This window comes from Curvibacter sp. T50, from assembly GCF_057219955.1.
In genome coordinates this window covers 107403-123875 of record NZ_JBXVVU010000002.1, presented here as the reverse complement: position 1 = coordinate 123875, position 16473 = coordinate 107403, and the positions used below count along the sequence as shown (strand labels likewise).

The 16473-nt window shown below is 66.0% G+C and carries 14 protein-coding genes; 7 read left to right on the top strand and 7 right to left on the bottom strand.

Annotation, left to right across the window (positions count from 1 at the left end; all coding sequences use genetic code 11):
* Positions 1-51: 51 nt before the first annotated feature.
* Positions 52-864 (top strand): crotonase/enoyl-CoA hydratase family protein, encoded by an 813-nt coding sequence (locus tag AC2EBU_RS09965; protein WP_484610572.1) that lies wholly within the window; start codon positions 52-54, stop codon positions 862-864.
* Between the two features lie 95 nt (positions 865-959).
* Here AC2EBU_RS09965 and AC2EBU_RS09960 read toward each other — a convergent pair whose 3' ends face one another.
* Positions 960-1436, bottom strand: coding sequence for an acyl-CoA thioesterase (locus AC2EBU_RS09960; protein ID WP_484610268.1), 477 nt, complete (start codon positions 1434-1436; stop codon positions 960-962).
* 44 nt (positions 1437-1480) lie between these two features.
* Between AC2EBU_RS09960 and AC2EBU_RS09955 the strand changes: the two genes are divergently transcribed.
* Positions 1481-3349, top strand: coding sequence for an ABCB family ABC transporter ATP-binding protein/permease (locus tag AC2EBU_RS09955; protein ID WP_484610267.1), 1869 nt, complete (start codon positions 1481-1483; stop codon positions 3347-3349).
* A 141-nt stretch (positions 3350-3490) separates the two neighbouring features.
* On the opposite strand, the gene AC2EBU_RS09950 is transcribed toward AC2EBU_RS09955, so the two are convergent.
* Positions 3491-5116, bottom strand: a complete 1626-nt coding sequence (locus AC2EBU_RS09950; RefSeq protein ID WP_484610266.1) for a wax ester/triacylglycerol synthase family O-acyltransferase — start codon at positions 5114-5116, stop codon at positions 3491-3493.
* A 135-nt stretch (positions 5117-5251) separates the two neighbouring features.
* Between AC2EBU_RS09950 and AC2EBU_RS09945 the strand changes: the two genes are divergently transcribed.
* Complete coding sequence (locus AC2EBU_RS09945; RefSeq protein WP_484610265.1) at positions 5252-5506, top strand: acyl-CoA-binding protein; 255 nt, start codon at positions 5252-5254, stop codon at positions 5504-5506.
* A 62-nt stretch (positions 5507-5568) separates the two neighbouring features.
* Here the strand turns inward: AC2EBU_RS09945 and AC2EBU_RS09940 are convergent, their stop codons facing one another.
* The 5 genes from AC2EBU_RS09940 to AC2EBU_RS09920 all read right to left on the bottom strand — a co-directional run bounded on the left by AC2EBU_RS09940 (position 5569) and on the right by AC2EBU_RS09920 (position 12041).
* On the bottom strand, positions 5569-6813 hold the full coding sequence (locus AC2EBU_RS09940; protein ID WP_484610264.1) for a CaiB/BaiF CoA transferase family protein: 1245 nt from the start codon (positions 6811-6813) through the stop codon (positions 5569-5571).
* A 79-nt stretch (positions 6814-6892) separates the two neighbouring features.
* Positions 6893-8440: a protein adenylyltransferase SelO gene (locus AC2EBU_RS09935; RefSeq protein WP_484610263.1), complete on the bottom strand. Its 1548-nt coding sequence runs from the start codon at positions 8438-8440 to the stop codon at positions 6893-6895.
* A gap of 113 nt (positions 8441-8553) precedes the next feature.
* Positions 8554-8895, bottom strand: a complete 342-nt coding sequence (locus AC2EBU_RS09930) for a polyhydroxyalkanoic acid system family protein (protein WP_484610262.1) — start codon at positions 8893-8895, stop codon at positions 8554-8556.
* Between the two features lies 1 nt (position 8896).
* On the bottom strand, positions 8897-9955 hold the full coding sequence (locus tag AC2EBU_RS09925) for an aminopeptidase (protein WP_484610571.1): 1059 nt from the start codon (positions 9953-9955) through the stop codon (positions 8897-8899).
* 25 nt (positions 9956-9980) lie between these two features.
* Positions 9981-12041: a molybdopterin-containing oxidoreductase family protein gene (locus AC2EBU_RS09920; protein ID WP_484610261.1), complete on the bottom strand. Its 2061-nt coding sequence runs from the start codon at positions 12039-12041 to the stop codon at positions 9981-9983.
* A gap of 98 nt (positions 12042-12139) precedes the next feature.
* Between AC2EBU_RS09920 and AC2EBU_RS09915 the strand changes: the two genes are divergently transcribed.
* From AC2EBU_RS09915 to AC2EBU_RS09900, 4 genes are all read left to right on the top strand, one after another.
* Positions 12140-13264 (top strand): ABC transporter substrate-binding protein, encoded by a 1125-nt coding sequence (locus AC2EBU_RS09915; protein ID WP_484610260.1) that lies wholly within the window; start codon positions 12140-12142, stop codon positions 13262-13264.
* Positions 13265-13360: 96 nt separating this feature from the next.
* Positions 13361-14584 carry a M20 aminoacylase family protein gene (locus tag AC2EBU_RS09910; protein WP_484610259.1) on the top strand — a complete coding sequence of 408 codons (1224 nt, stop codon included), beginning with the start codon at positions 13361-13363 and terminating at the stop codon, positions 14582-14584.
* Positions 14581-15690 (top strand): M14 family metallopeptidase, encoded by a 1110-nt coding sequence (locus tag AC2EBU_RS09905; RefSeq protein ID WP_484610258.1) that lies wholly within the window; start codon positions 14581-14583, stop codon positions 15688-15690. Before AC2EBU_RS09910 ends, AC2EBU_RS09905 begins: the two co-directional genes overlap by 4 nt.
* Positions 15691-15767: 77 nt before the next feature.
* A complete protein-coding gene (locus AC2EBU_RS09900; protein ID WP_484610257.1) occupies positions 15768-16265 on the top strand; it encodes a DinB family protein in 498 nt (165 codons plus the stop codon).
* The last annotated feature ends 208 nt before the right edge of the window (positions 16266-16473 follow it).

The following is a 16473-nucleotide window of genomic DNA, read 5'->3' as shown; positions in this document are numbered from 1 at the left end:
TGTTCCCCATGTCCTGTCGCCTTGACGTCAGGTGATGATGTGCCGATGACCATGCCCAAGCCGTCGCCGCCCCCCGTCCGCTCGACCGTCATCGACCGGATCACTATCGTCACGCTGGACCGACCCGAAGTGCGCAATGCCGTCGACGCCGATACGGCCCGCGCGCTCCATGCAGCATTCCTGGCTTTCGACGATGACCCGAATTCGCCGGTGGCGGTGTTCCATGGCGCCCACGGACATTTCTGCGCGGGCTGGGACCTGCAGTCCGGCGCAAGGCTGCATGCCGAGGGCGTGCGCGGTGACGCGCTGACGCACCTGGACTGGCCGGCGGACACCCCCGACCCCCTCGGGCCCATGGGTCCGTCGCGCCTGCTGCTGTCCAAACCGGTGATCGCCGCCGTCAGCGGTGCGGCCGTGGCCGGCGGCATGGAGCTGGCGCTGTGGTGCGACCTGCGGGTGATGGAGGAGGACGCCTACTTCGGCGTCTACTGCCGGCGTTTCGGCGTGCCGCTGATCGACGGCGGCACGGTGCGGCTGCCGCGCCTGATCGGCCTGGGTCATGCGATGGACCTGATCCTGACCGGGCGCAAGGTCGAGGCCGCCGAGGCCCTGCGCATCGGTCTGGCCAACCGCGTGGCACCCCCGGGCGGCGCGCTGGAGGCAGCACTGGCGCTGGCGCGGCAACTGTCAGCCTTCCCGCAGGCGACGATGAACGCCGACCGGCTGAGCGCCCTGCGCCAGGGCGGTCTGCCGCTGGAGGACGCGCTGCGGCAGGAGTGGGACGCCGGCCGCGCCTGCCTGGACGACACACTGGCCGGCGCCGCGCGTTTTGCGGCCGGGGCCGGGCGGCACGGCCGGTTCTAGGCGTTCGGCCCGAATTTTTCGGTCTTTTCGGCCTTTACCCAGCGCAGAATGGTCATTGATTGCTCCTGAAGAAGGAGCAATTCACAGCCCGCCGGTCACCCCGCCGTCTGGGGAATCGGCCGCGGCCGGCCCTCGGCGTCGATGGCCACGTAGGTCAGCGTGGCTTCGGTGACCTTCACATACTGCCCCTGGGTGGTGTAGCGCTCGGCGTACACCTCCACCGACACGGTGATCGAGGTGCGCCCGATGCGGGTAACACCGGCAAAGAACGACAGGATGTCGCCCACCCGCACCGGCTGCTTGAAGATGAACTCGTTCACCGCCACCGTGGCCATGCGGCCTTGCGTGTAGCGCGCCGGCACGATGGAGCCGGCCACGTCCACCTGCGCCATCACCCAGCCGCCAAAGATGTCGCCGTTGGCGTTGCAGTCGGCCGGCATCGGCACCACTTTCAGCACCAGTTCCTTGTCGGTGGGCAGCGGCACCCGCGGGCCGCCAGCGGGCAGCGGGTTGGACGAAATGGCGCCGGACGGCGTGACGCTGGGGCCGCGCGGGCCGGTTTCGGTGGACATGGGCACAATCCTGAGGTTCTGCAACGATTCCCGGATTCTCCCCCATGCGCCGACACGGCGGTTCCTCGTCCCACCCCCTGCCACCCGAGGCCACGCCCCGCGCCCCCCGCACCGACTGGGCGACGCTGCGCAGACTGTTCCCCTATCTGTGGCAGTACAAATGGCGTGTGCTGGCGGCACTGCTGTTCATGATCGGCGCCAAAGCCGCCAACGTCAGCGTGCCGGTAATGCTGAAGAATCTGGTCGATTCGATGACCATCAAGCCTGGCGACGCGGCGGCGCTGCTGGTGGTGCCGGTGGGTCTTCTGCTGGCCTACGGTGGCCTGCGGCTGGCGACCTCGCTGTTCACCGAGCTGCGCGAAATCATCTTCGCCAAGGCCACGCAGGGCGCGGCGCGGTCCATTGCGCTGCGCACCTTCGAGCACCTGCACGCCTTGAGCCTGCGCTTTCACCTGGAGCGCCAGACCGGCGGCATGACGCGCGACATCGAACGCGGCGTGCGCGGCATCGAATCGCTGATCTCGTTTTCGCTGTTTTCCATCATTCCGACGCTGATCGAGGTGGTGATGGTGCTGACCATCCTGGCGGTGAAGTTCGACCTCTGGTATGCCGGCATCACGGTGGCGGCGCTCGTCCTGTATATCGGCTGGACAGTCGCGGTGACCGAGTGGCGCACCAAGTTCCGCCGGGAAGCCAACGAGTTCGACTCCGCCGCCCACACTCGCGCCATCGACTCGCTGCTGAACTATGAAACCGTCAAATACTTCAACAACGAAGACTTCGAGGCGCGCCGCTACGACGAGAGCCTGGATCGCCTGCGCCGCGCACGGCTGAAGGCCCAGACCACGCTGAGCCTGCTCAACACCGGCCAGCAGCTGATCATCGGCGTCGGTCTGGTGGCGATGCTCTGGCGTGCCACGCAGGGGGTGGCGGACGGCCGCATGACGCTGGGTGACCTGGTGATGATCAACGCCTTCATGATCCAGATCTACATCCCGCTGAATTTCCTGGGCGTGATCTACCGCGAGCTCAAGCAGAGCCTGACCGACCTGGACAAGATGTTCACGCTCATGGACCGCGAACGCGAGGTGCCCGACGCGCCCGGCGCGCTGCCGCTGGCGCTCGATGGGGTGCCGCCGGTTCGTTTCGAGAACGTGCACTTCGCCTACGAGGCAGACCGCCCCATCCTGCACGGCATCGATTTCGAGATTCCGGCTGGCAAAACGGTGGCGGTGGTAGGGCCGTCGGGCTCGGGCAAGAGCACGCTGGCACGGTTGCTTTACCGCTTTTATGACGTCGGCACACCGCCCGGCTCGCCCGATTCGCCTGATTCACGCCAACGTGATCACGGAGGTCGCATCCTGATTGCCGGCCAGGACATCCGCACCGTAACCCAGGCCAGCGCGCGCGCAGCCATCGGCATCGTGCCGCAGGACACGGTGCTTTTCAACGACACGGTCGAATACAACATTGCCTACGGTCGCCCTGGCGCCGATCGGGCGGCGGTGGAAGCCGCCGCGCGTGCCGCCCGAATCCACGATTTCATCACCGCCACACCCAAAGGCTACGCCACCATGGTGGGCGAACGCGGGCTCAAGCTTTCGGGCGGCGAAAAGCAGCGGGTGGCCATCGCCCGCACGCTGCTGAAGAACCCGCCGATCCTGATCTTCGACGAGGCCACCTCGGCGCTGGACTCCGGCAACGAGCGCGCCATCCAGGCTGAACTGGCCAACGCGGCGCAAAACAAGACCACCCTGGTCATCGCGCATCGCCTGTCCACGGTGGTGGATGCGCACGAAATCCTGGTGATGGACGCCGGCCACATCGTGGAGCGCGGCACCCATGGAGACTTGCTGCTCCGGCAGGGGCGTTACGCCGCCATGTGGGCGCTGCAGCAAAGCGTCGGGGACTAGTGTTCGGCCATTTTCAGCCAATACCCAGCATGAAAAGGTCGTTTTTCGCTATGAAAACGGGAGTTTTCGCGAGACGGTCATCAGCCCGGAAGGCAGGCAATTGCGCGAAACCGATCCGCGCCATTGCGCAGGGGCGGCGCGTCAGGGGGTTCCTTCGCCCCAAGGCAACATCATGGTCACCATGGACAGGCGGTTGAACTCCGGTTCGAACTGGTCGATGATCCCTTGCGGGTCGGGGCAGAGGGTCGAATCGGTGATGACGCCGAACTGTACGCCGCCGCCGTAGCTGAGAATGGAAACACCCAAGCCGATATCGCCGGATTGGGGAACCCAGAACATGGTCTGCTCCAGCGACGCACCGCAGAATTTGAGCTTTTCGCGCGGGCCAGGCACGTTGGTCATCACGGCGGTAGTCTTTTTCCCGAAAAGCGCCAGCAAGGCGTCCTGGGCCGGCTTCACCAGCAAGCCCGCCACCGCCAGCAGACCGAAGGCCATCAGCGGCTGGGTACTGCCCTTGAGCGCGTTCATGCGACGGCGCACCTCATAGATCCGTTCGACGGGGTTGTCGATGCCGATCGGCAGTACCAGCGGAACCAGGCCGAAGCGGTTACCCAGCTTCCAGGCCTCTTCCAGCGGACGCAAGTTCACCGGGATCATGGCGCGGATTTCCTGCCCGCGTACCTCGTCGCCATGGCCCTTCAGGTACTCGCCGATGGCACCGGCCACGCAGCTGAGCAAAACATCATTGACGGACGCGTTGAGCGCCTTGCCCACCGCCTTGACGTCATCGAGCGGAATCGGAGGGCACCAGGCGACCCGTTTGGCGTAGCCTGGTTTGCCCTTGAGTCGGGTGCGCGAGTCGTCGGGCATCAGCGCCAGCGCCGCCGCATCGGACATGATGTGCATACCGACCTTGGCCAGGTCAACCGAGTTGGCCATCCCTTTGCCCGGTTCGCGCAGCATGTGCAAGGAAGCCGCCGCGCCTTCACCGGCCATGTCCAAGGCCTTCACGGCGATGTCTGTCAGCGGTTTGACCAGCGCGTGGGCGATCCATTCTTCCGGGCTCTCATGGTCCTTCTTGACCCGTCGGCGCTTGGGCGGCGCCGCTCCTCCGTCGACCAGCGACATGGTCACCGAGATCAGCGCGATACCGTCACCGATGCAATGATGGATGCGGGCCAGCAAGGCGCTGGCCTTGCGGCCCTTTTCGTCCACATAGTCTTCGATCAGGTGAAACTGCCACAGCGGATGGCGGCGATCCAGTGGCTCCATCGCCAGGTCGCCCAACAGTTCCTGAAGCGCAACCTGCGGATTGCCGCCTTCGACAGCAGGCAGTTCTTCGCGGACCACATGCCGACGGATGTCGAAATGGGTGTCCTCAACCCAACTGGCGCCGGCAGCGTCTTCGACGACGCGCTGCCGAAACCGCGGGTACTGCAGGAGCGAGGACTGGATGCGTTCGCAGACCTGTTCGTAGGACACCCGAGGCACCAGCGTCCACACGCCCACGATCATCATCAGGTTGCTGGGTGAGTCCATGCGCAGCCAGGCGGTATCCACGCGGCTCATCCGCTCGCCGGTCATGCCCAGCACTCCGGTGGCAGCGCGGGCGACGTTCTCGCCGATCACCTGCGCCGCATGCAACGCGGCACCGGCCGCGTCGGCAACCAGGTGTTCAGCGCCTTGCAGTGACGGCGCGACCGGGCGTGAGCGGCTACGCCCGGACAGGCTCTTGGCTGCGCTCTTTTTATTGATGCGTGTAACCATGACGACGAATGCACCCGATTGGGGAAAAGCCTCTATTCTCCCCCCATGTCGCATCCTTAAGATACCGGGCAGTTACCCGAAGGGGTAGCAGCGGTCACCAGCCGTTCTTTTTTATCCTTGCCCGGAGAAATTTCCATGGCCACCCTCAAAGCCAAGTTCGAAGCCGCCGTCGCCAACTCCAAGAACCTCAGCGAGCGGCCTGACAACGCCACGCTGCTGAAGATCTACTCCCTCTACAAACAGGCGACTGTCGGCGACAACACGGAGAAAAAGCCGGGCTTCACCGACCTGGTAGGCCGAGCCAAGTGGGACGCCTGGGACAAACTCAAAGGCACCGACAGCAAGGAAGCGATGCAGCAGTACATCGACCTGATCGAATCACTGAGCTGAGTCCATGCCGGGCCTCCCGGGGCCCGGCCTAGCATGTCCCCCCCGCCATCGCCCGGAGGGCGTCAGCCCGCCACAATCCCGCTGGCGCGCAAGGTGGCAATCTGCTCAGGCGTCAGCCCGATGGACTCCAGCACCGCCTGGGTGTCCCGCCCCAAAGCGGGTGCGTTGTGTCTGTGGCGGCCCGGCGTGCGCGACAGGCGGGGCACAAAACCCGGCAGTTCCAGCCGGCTGCCGTCCTCCAGAGTGACAGGCTCGATCATCCCGCGTGCCCGGTAATGCGGGTCCGCCGCAATGTCGGCAACGGTGTAGAGGCGACCGGCGGGAACATCGGCCGCATCCAGCGCCGCCAGAACCTCGTCCACCGACCGCTGCTCTGTCCAGGCACCAATGGCCGCATCGATTTCCGTCACTCGCGCCACCCTGCCGGTGTTATCGGCCAAGCTCCTGTCGTTCGCCAGGTCCTCGCGACCGATCGCGCCCATCAGACGGCGAAAAATGCTGTCCCCGTTGCCGGCCACCAGGGCATAGCCGCCGTCGGCACATCGGTACGCGTTGCTGGGCGCGATTCCCGGCAAGGCACTGCCGGCCGCCTCGCGAACGACACCGAAGGCGCTGTACTCCGGCAGCAGGCTTTCCATGCAGTTGAACACGGCCTCGTACAGGGCGACATCCACCACCTGACCCTGACCACTGCGGTGGCGCTCGTGCAACGCCATCAGGATGCCAATCACCCCGTGCAGCGATGCCAGGGTGTCACCGATACTCACACCAACCCGCACGGGGACCCGTCCGGGCTCGGCGGTAAGGTAACGCAGTCCTCCCATGGCTTCGGCCACCACGCCGAAACCCGGCTTGTCCCGATAGGGCCCGCTTTGGCCGTAGCCGCTGATGCGAAGCATCACCAGGCGCGGGTTGAGCGCGAGCAAATCCTCCGGCCCCAGGCCCCAGCCCTCCATCGCGCCCGGGCGGAAGTTTTCGATCAGCACGTCGGCCTCGGCGACCAGGCGACGCACGACATCCTGCGCCTCGGGCTTGCGCAGGTCCATCGCGAGCGATCGCTTGTTGCGTGATTGGATCTGCCACCACACCGAGGTACCGTCTTTCAGCAAACGCCATTTGCGTAGCGGATCGCCGCTGCCCGGCGGCTCGATCTTGATGACTTCGGCGCCAAAATCGCCGAGGGTCTTGGCGGCAAAAGGTCCGGCAATGAGTTGCCCGAGTTCGACCACCTTGAGACCCGCCAAAGGCCCGACCCGGAGGGCGGCGGCCGTTGATTCGGAAGCTGGATCAACAGAGTGTGTATTCATGAATGGCAAGTCTGCCCGAAGGGCGGATGGCTGTCCACGAACCTGCCGGTGGGGCGGGGCCGGCAAACCGTCGCGTTGCTCAGGTCCCGCAGAAGGTGCGGTAGACCGCCGCAAACGCCGGTGGCGCCGGTTCGGCGAAGGGCGCCCGTTCCGGTGTTTCATCCCACGGACTCCGAACCGCAGCAAGCAGCCGCTCAAAAAGCGAAAGATCCCCGCCATCACTGGCGGCTTGCAGTGCCTCCTCCACCCGATGATTGCGCGCGATGATCCACGGGTTGACCTGACGCATCGCGGCAGCCCGTCTTGCCGGCTCCGGTGCCGCGCCCGAAACCGTTTCGCGCAGGCGTGCCCGCCAGCGGGCCAACCAGGCGTCGAGCGCTGCCAGGGTATCGCCAGACCCCTCGTTCCCTGAGAGCAGTTCTGCCCGAAGCGGGTTGACATCGCCTTCCATGCAGTCAGCCAGACGCCGCCAGGCCCGCGTGTAGTCGGCCCCGGCCCGATGCAGCAATGCGAGCCAGTCGGCCGCCAGCACGGCGTCGACCTGGTCTTTCGCCGGATCGATCCCGTGAGCACCCGTCGTAAGACCGAGCTTTGCACGCTGTCCGGTCAACCAGGCCGCGCCATACTGCTCATCGTAGGACCGCAAGATGGCGTTGGCCTGCTCGGCGGCCTGGGCAAGCTCCCGGTCGCCCGTTCCCTGAGCCATCAGTGGCAGCAGCGCTTCGGCCAGGCGCGCCAGGTTCCACTGCGCGATACGAGGCTGGTTGGACCAGGCATACCGGCCATGGCGGTCGATGCTGCTGAAAACCGTTTCCGGGTCAAACCGATCCATGAAGGCACAGGGGCCGTAGTCGATGGTTTCGCCCGACAAGGTCATGTTGTCGGTATTCATGACGCCGTGAATGAAACCAAGGTTCATCCACTGTGCAATCAAATGCGCCTGCCGAGCGACCACCCGGCCCAGAAGGCCTGCGTACCGGTCCTCGCGGCCAGCCAAATCCGGATCGTGGCGGGCAATGGCGTAGTCGGCAACCCGCCGCAGCATGGAATGGTCGCGGCGCGCAGCAAAGTACTGCAGTGTTCCCACACGAAGGTGACTGGAGGCGACCCGGGTGAGAACGGCACCTGGCAAGGCGCGCTCGCGCACCACCGGCTCACCGGTCGCGGCAACCGCCAGCGCGCGGGTGGTCGGAACACCCAGCGCAAACAGGCTCTCGCTGACCAGCACTTCGCGAAGCATCGGGCCCAGCGCGGCTTTGCCGTCCCCGTTGCGCGAGAAGGGCGTGGTGCCCGAACCTTTGAAAGCGATATCGCGACGCCGCCCTAGCCGGTCGACGACCTCACCCAGCAACAGCGCCCGGCCGTCCCCCAGCTGCGGCGAAAAACCACCGAACTGGTGCCCGGCATAGGCCTGGGCAATCGGTTGCGCGCCGTCCGGCAGCAGCGCGCCCGCCCACAAGGCCGCTGCGCGAGGGCCCTGGCGGGCTTGCTCACCCAGCCCAAGTTCGTCAGCCAGCGCGCGATTGAGAAACACCAGCGCGGGCGCCGGTGGCGGTGCGGGACGAACCTCGGCAAAAGCGCCCGGGAGTTCGCGCGCATAGCTGTTGTCAAAAGCCAGAACATTCATGGATTGCGGCGGGCCGATCAGCGCCCAGTGTGCCTGCTCGTCAATGAGCCTGCGGGGTGTCGGGCTACTTTGGCGGTGCGCACCCGACCCCGGGAACCTTCACCGCGTGGCGATCAGGCTTTCTTTCGGGCGGGCGCTTTTGCCGCGGGCGGCGCTTTGGCCGCCTTGGGACTGAGCAAGCTGTCAAGGTTGCGAACAATCTCGCTTTCGATGCGATCCTTGAACGCGCCCAGCAGAAACCCGAGCTTGGCGTCGAGCTCGAAGCTTTCGGCGGTCACGCGCAAGGACCCGCTGGCGCCGGTACGGGTGAACTGCACTTCGTCGTGCCGGGCGCCTTCTTCGTAGGTACAGGTCATGCCCAGATCGCGTTCGGCATCCTCCGCCCAGCGGTAGGCAATCTTGCGGGCCTTGGCCAGGCCAAGATGATGCTCACGGTGGATACGGATATGCGACACGTCAGGGCTCCTTGAGGAATCGGCGGCGCTCCGCCACAGGTTGTTCGGCCAGAGCGCGTACCGCATCATAAAACCGGCTCCAGTCGCCGCCGGCCCGCTCGTACAAGGCCTCGAATGCCGGCACACCGTCATCATAGGTACCCTGCCCGGCCAGACTGGCATTGTTGGCCTGCGCGACCCAACGGTCGTAACCGGCAAAGCCCCCCCAGCTGGCCTTGAGATCGGCATGGCGATCCCGAAAGCGCGCCATGATTTCTGCCTTGCGGGCGATCAGGTCTGGCGGGCGCGATACAAACAATGCGTCCAATTCAGCGCGTGTCTGACGCGTCAGCGCTCGGAACTGCTGACGCCTGGCCTCATGGGCTTCGTAGGCAACACGGGTCGCGGGGCTGGCCTGGGTTCGCAACCAGCGGCGCACTCCCAGGCGTTCGACCGCCGTGGCAAACGATTCGTTGAAGGATGAATCATCGGCAACGTACAGGACCTGGTGCGCCAGCTCATGGAAAATCAGCCTCGCCAGATCGCCTTCGTGATGGAAAAGAAAGGTGTTCAACAACGGGTCACCGCCGAACGCGTTCATCCAGCCGAGCGTGGAATAGGCTGGCACCCCGTACACCTGGACCTCCCAGCCCTGGGCCGCCAGCGCAGCCGCCTCGGCCCGGGCGTCAGCCTCGGCAAAATATCCCCGGTAGCTGACGCAACCGACCACCACAAAACACCAGGTCTTGAGTTTGAGCGAATCCGAAGGCGCCGCCACCAGGTTCCAGACCACGAATGGGCGCCCCAGGTCCGCGTAGGACCGATAGCTGGCGTTGTCTGGCAGTTTCATCTCGGCAACGGCGAAATCCCGGATGCGCTGCGACAGGCGCAGCCGCTCGCGCAAAGTGTCCGCCGTTTCCGGCGCCGCAAGCCAATCGGGGACTGGTCGGGTGCGTTGCAGGATGTCCAGATGTCCGGTCACCGCCTGCCAGTAGTAGCCGGCCGCGCTGCATCCACTCATGCCAACAAGCATCAGACTCGACAGGACCAGGACCAGCCCGCGTCGCAGCGCCGCTTGCATCGCACCGATACGACAGGTCACCCGGTCAGCCGACACGCGCCACCTCCACCCGGCAGTCGTAAAACACCGGCCCCCGTCCCAGGTCGGTCAGGCGCTGGCTGGTGAGTTCGTTGACATTGGTGCCGCGCGGGCCCAGCTTGCGCCACCAGATGCCCAGCCCGTTCACCACACCGGGGCGGGCGCGCCCCGACACCTCGGCCTTGCAGTGGTAGACCCCGCGGTCGTTGAACACCCGCACCAGCTCGCCGCCGGTGATGCCGCGGGCGGCAGCATCGTCGGGGTGGATTTCCAGCAGCGGCTCGCCTTCGATGTCGCGCAGGCTTTGCACGTTGACGAAGGTCGAGTTGAGGAAGTTGCGGGCCGGCGGTGAAATCATGGCCAGCGGGTAGCGCGCATCACCGTCCGGGCCTTCGAAATTGGGCAGGTGGTCGGGCAGGCCGTCCAGCCCCTGCGCCGCCAGCCGGGCACTGAAAAACTCGCACTTGCCCGATGGCGTGGGAAACCCGCCGTCGGCAAAGGGGGCGTCGGGCACGGGGAGCGAGGCAAAACCGTGGGCCAGCAACAGGTCGAAATCGCGCGCGTCACCGATGGCGGCGCGGCACAGGGTTTCGTCATCGTCGGCGAAGCACGGCTCGGTGAAGCCCATGCGCGCCGCCAGGTCGCGGAACACCTGGGTGTTGGGCCGCGCCTGACCCACCGGGGCGATGGCCGGGCGGTTGAGCAGCACGTCGGTGTGCCCGTAGCTGGTGTGGATGTCCCAGTGCTCCAGCTGCGTGGTGGCGGGCAGGATGATGTCGGCGTGGTCGGCCGTGTCGGTGCGGAAATGCTCCAGCACCACGGTGAACAGGTCTTCGCGCGCAAAACCCTGCACCACCCGCGCCGATTCGGGCGCCACCGCCACCGGGTTGCTGTTGTAGACCACCAGCGCCTCGATCTTCGGCCCGAAGGCCGGGGAGGCCTCGCGCAGCAGGTCGTCGCCGATGGTCGACATGTTGATGGTGCGCGGCGTTCGGGTGCCCAGCAGGTCCGGCCGGTGCAGCGCCGCACGGTGGACCGGGAAGTGGCCGGAGCTCGACAGCAGCAGCCCGCCGGCACGATGCCGCCAGGCGCCGGTGAGCGCCGGCAGGCAGGCCACGGCCCGCACGGCGTTGCCGCCGCCGCGCACCCGCTGCATGCCGTAGTTCAGCCGGATCGCCGCCGGCCGTGTGGTGCCCCAGTCGCGCGCCAGCTGCACGATCTGGGCCTCGGGCAGGCCACACACCGCCGCCGCCCGCGCGGGCGGCCACTGCAGCGCGCGTTCGCGCAGCGCCTCCCAGCCCAGGGTGTGGCGGGCGATGTAGTCGTGGTCCAGCCAGTCGTGCACGATCAGCTCGTGCATCAGCGCCAGCGCCAGCGCCGCGTCGGTTCCCGGCAGCAGCTGCAGGTGTTCGTGGCACTTGTCGGCGGTTTCGCTGCGGCGCGGGTCGATGCACACCAGGCGGGCCCCGGCGCGTTTGGCCTGCTGGGCCAGGCGCCAGAAATGCAGGTTGCTGGCAATGGGGTTGCTGCCCCAGATCAGGATGAGTTTCGATTCGGCAAAGAACGGCATCTTCATGCCGACCTTGGCGCCCAGGGTGTGGATCAGCCCCTCACCGCCGGCCGCGGCGCAGATGGTGCGGTCCAGTTGCGAAGCGCCCAGCCGGTGGAAAAAGCGTGCCGCCATGCCCTCGCCCTGCACCAGTCCCATCGTGCCGGCGTAGCTGTAGGGCACGATGGCTTCGGGGTTGTGGGTCGCGATGGCCGACAGGCGCGCGGCGATGGTGTCCAGCGCCTCGTCCCAGCCCACCGGCTCGAACCGCCCCGAACCCTTCGGGCCGACCCGGCGCAGGGGCTGCAGGATGCGCTCGGGGTGGTAGGTGCGCTCGGTGTAGCGCGACACCTTGGTGCACAGCGCGCCGTCGGTCGGGGGGTGGTCCGGGTTGCCGGCCACCCGGACCGCCACCCCACCCTGCACCGTGGTCAGCAGCGCGCAGGTGTCGGGGCAATCGTGCGGACAGGCGCCTCGGACGGTTTCGGTTTCGGCTGCAGGAGTGGCAGAGGCGGTCATCGAACGGTTCCGTTACTATTTCCGGTTCATTGTTTCACAGGGGCATTTGCCAATGCAGCCCCGAAAAAAAGACCTGGAGACTTTCCCCGATGTTCCGAATGAGCCTTACGCGGCGCCAGTTCCACCGTGTCGCCAGCGCCGCCCTCGTGGGCGCCACACCCGCCATCCATGCCCAGGACGACCGCATCGTGCTGGGCCAGTCGGCGGCCTTCACCGGACCGGCAGCCCAACTGGGCATCCAGTTTCATGCCGGCGCCAAGCTGTTTTTCGACCAGCTCAACGCCCAGGGCGGAGCCGGTGGACGCCGGGTAGAAATCCGTCAACTCGACGACGGGTACGAACCGGATCGCTGTGCCGCCAATACCCAGAAACTGATCGGAGAAGACGTTTTTGCGCTGTTCGGCTACATCGGAACGCCAACCAGCGTCGCGGCGCTTCCCTTGGCGACCAAAGCCCGTGTGCCGTTTTTTGCGCCATTCACCGGCGCCATGGCATTGCGTGAACCGTTCAACCGCATGGCATTTCACCTGCGCGCGTCCTACAACGATGAAACCGCATTGATCGTGCGGCAACTGACTTCACTGGGGCTGAAAAAAATTGCCGTCTTCTACCAGAACGACGCCTATGGCAAGGCCGGCCTGGACGGGGTGACGCTCGCGCTGGCGGCGCAGAACCTCAAACCGGTCGCCCAGACCACCGTGGAGCGCAATTCCGTTGATGTTGCCGCAGCGGTTGCGGCCATCAACGCGGCCACGCCGGACGCGGTGGTACAGATCAGCGCCTACAAATCCTGCGCCGCCTACATCCGCGCCGCTCGCAAGGCGGGCTTCGGGGGTACGTTCTACAACGTGTCGTTTGTCGGCACACAGGCGCTGGCCGACGAACTGGGCAAAGACGGCGCCGGGGTGGTGATTTCACAGGTCATGCCCTCGCCTTACAACCAAAGCCGGGCCATCGCCCGCGAGTTCGTCGAAGCCAGCAAAAAGACCGGCAACGTACAGGCGAACTTTTCCAGCATGGAGGGCTACCTCGCGGCCAAGGTGTTCGCCGAAGGCCTGCGACGCGCGGCCAAACCCGGTCGCGATGCGCTGATTGCCGCGCTGGAGTCCATCAGCGACCAAAGCTTCGGTGGCTTCCAGGTGTCGTTTTCATCGTCCAGCCATGTCGCCTCTCGGTTCGTCGAGTTGTCCATGCTGACCGGCGACGGCCGCGTGAGAACCTGACTGGGGCGTCGCGGAGGCGCCCCCAGGCGCACCCTTCGGGAAATGCCCCATGGCCCCGGTCTGGCAGGAATCACCGACTGGGGCTAGACTGGCCCCATGAAAATCATCGATTCCATCGTCGCCCAGGCGGGCACCATCGCGGCGATCCGCCGTGACATCCACGCGCATCCGGAACTGTGTTTCGAAGAGGTGCGCACCGCAGATATCGTGGCCCGGCGGCTGACCGAATGGGGCATCCCCATCCATCGGGGCATGGGTACCACCGGCGTGGTGGGTATCGTGCACGGGCGCGACGGCGGGGCCAGTGGCCGGGCGATCGGCCTGCGGGCCGACATGGACGCGTTGCCCATGCAGGAGTACAACCAGTTTGCCCACGCCAGCCGCCACGCGGGCAAGATGCATGCATGTGGCCACGACGGCCACACGGCCATGCTGCTGGCCGCGGCGCAGCACCTTGCGCAGCACCGGCCGTTCGACGGCACCGTCTATCTGATCTTCCAGCCCGCCGAAGAAGGCGGTGGCGGCGCGCGCGAAATGATCAAGGACGGCCTGTTCGACCGTTTCGCCATGGAGGCCGTGTTCGGCATGCACAACTGGCCGGGCAATGCAGTCGGCACCTTTGCCGTCAGCCCCGGGCCGGTGATGGCGTCCAGCAACGAGTTCAAGATCACCATCCGCGGCAAAGGCGCCCACGCGGCGCTTCCCCACAACGGCATCGACCCGGTACCGGTGGCCTGCCAGATGGTGCAGGCCTTCCAGACCATCATCAGCCGCAACAAAAAACCCATCGACGCCGGCGTCATCAGCGTCACCATGATCCACACCGGCGAGGCCACCAACGTGGTCCCCGACTCCGCAGAAATCCAGGGCACGGTGCGCACCTTCACCCTGGAGGTGCTGGACCTGATTGAAAACCGCATGCGCCAGATCGCCGAGCACACCGCCGCCGCATTCGGTGCGACGTGCGAGTTCGACTTCGTGCGCAACTATCCGCCCACCGTGAACTCCGCCCCGGAAGCGGCCTTTGCCCGGCGGGTCATGGAAGAAATCGTCGGCCCGGCGCAGGTGGTCACCCAGGAACCGACCATGGGCGCCGAAGACTTCGCCTACATGCTGCAGGCCAAACCGGGCGCTTACTGCTTTATCGCCAACGGCGACGGCAGCCACCGGGAAATGGGTCATGGCGCGGGCCCGTGCATGCTGCACAACCCCAGTTACGACTTCAACGACGATCTGATCCCGCTGGGCGCGACTTACTGGGTTCGCCTGGCCGAACGCTGGCTGGAAACACCCCGTCCCTCCGCCGGGAGTGCCCCATGATCGGTGTTGCCGACGCGTTTTCCGCGCGGTACGCCCAGGCCCGCGTCAAGTTTCTTGAAGCCGCGGCGACGGCGGGCTTGGCCATCGAGTCCCACCAGCACCCGCTGACCGGCCGTGACGGTGAGACCCTGGCCATGGATGTCGCCCGCAGCGGCCCGCCCGATGCCCAGCGACTGCTCATCGTGTCCAGCGCCTGCCACGGGGTCGAAGGGTATTGCGGCTCCGGCGTCCAGGTCTTTGCCCTGCACGACGCCGAGTGGCTGGCCAAAGCCCGCGATGCCGGCGTGGCGGTGCTGTACATCCATGCCCTCAACCCCTTCGGCTTTTCGCATGTTCGCCGCGTGACCCATGAAAACGTCGATCTGAACCGCAATTTCCAGGATTTTGGCGCGCCATTGCCGGAAAACCCCGCCTACGACAGCTTGCACCATCTGTTGCTGCCGGCCACCTGGCCGCCAGACGCCGCCAACGAACAGGCCTTGACCCGGTGGATCGTGAGCCACGGCATGGATGCCTACCAGGCAGCGGTAACGCGCGGCCAGCACCGGCATGCGGATGGGCTCTTCTTCGGGGGTCGCGAGCCCACCTGGAGCAACCGCACGGTAAGGGCGGTCCTTCGCCAGCACGCCCGAACCGCGCGGCATCTGGCCTGGATCGATCTGCACACAGGCCTCGGCGCCAGCGGTGTGGGCGAACGCATCTTCGCCTGCCGCGATGACGCGGCCGCCCTGGAGCGCGCACGGCGTTGGTGGGGTGCGGGGGTCACGTCCATCTACGACGGCTCGTCCACCTCCGCCTTCCTGACCGGCCTGATGTGGATGAGCGCCTACCAGGAATGCCCCCAGGCCCAGTACACCGGCATCGCCATGGAATATGGCACCGAGCCGGTCGCCGAGGTATTGCAGGCCCTGCGCGCGGACCATTGGCTGGCCAACCATCCCGAGGCACCGCCTGAACTGGCCGAAGCCATACACCAGCGCCTGATGGCCGCGTTCTACACCGACACCGATGCCTGGAAGGGCCAGATCATCAGCCAGGGGCGTCAGGCGCTGTTCCAGGCCGTTGACGGGCTGGTTTCAGATCATTTCGGCCCATACCCAGCGTAAAAAGGTCGTTCTTTGCTATTGTTTTTGTGGTATCCATCGAACCCGGCGCTTGCGTGCCACCCCTGAACGGCCCCGTCATGAGCTCCACCAGTTTGCAGTCGCTTTTTGCCTTCAAGACCTGGGCCCAGGCCGAACTGTTTGCCGTGCTGGCGGCGCTGCCCAGCCAGCACGCCGACACCGTGCACGGATGCCTGCGCACGCTCAATCACATTCACGTGGTGGACCGCATCTTCCGCGCCCACCTGATCGGAGAATGCCGCCCGTTTGACGCGACCAATACCCCCGACACACCGGCGGTGGCCCTGTTGCGCGCCGCCGCCGCGGAAACCGACGCCTGGTACGAGGCCTATGTGCGCGACCTGACGCCCGAGCAGTTGGCGCAGACCGTCGCGTTCACGTTTACCGACGGCGATCGTGGCGCCATGACCCGCGAAGAAATCCTGCTGCACGTCATCACCCACGGCGGCTACCACCGCGGCAACGTCGGCCAGTTGCTCAAGGCCATCGGCATGGCGCCGCCGCGCGAGTTGTACACGCGCTTTCTGCACCTGCGCGAGCCGCAACGGCGCGGGTAAGCGGCCCGCTCCATTCGGTCCGTTACCCGGCCGAATGCTGGTTGCGAATTTCCGTTGCACCGTCCAGACACTTCGTGAACTTTCTGCGAAGAATCCCCCTTTTGGGGGGGAAGTCGTGATCGGTTATCCGCTAGCCTCCAAGACAGTTTTTTGTCGCGAATCGCAGCCGCAATGCCGGACAGCGGAGCACCGAAACTCTACGCTCGGG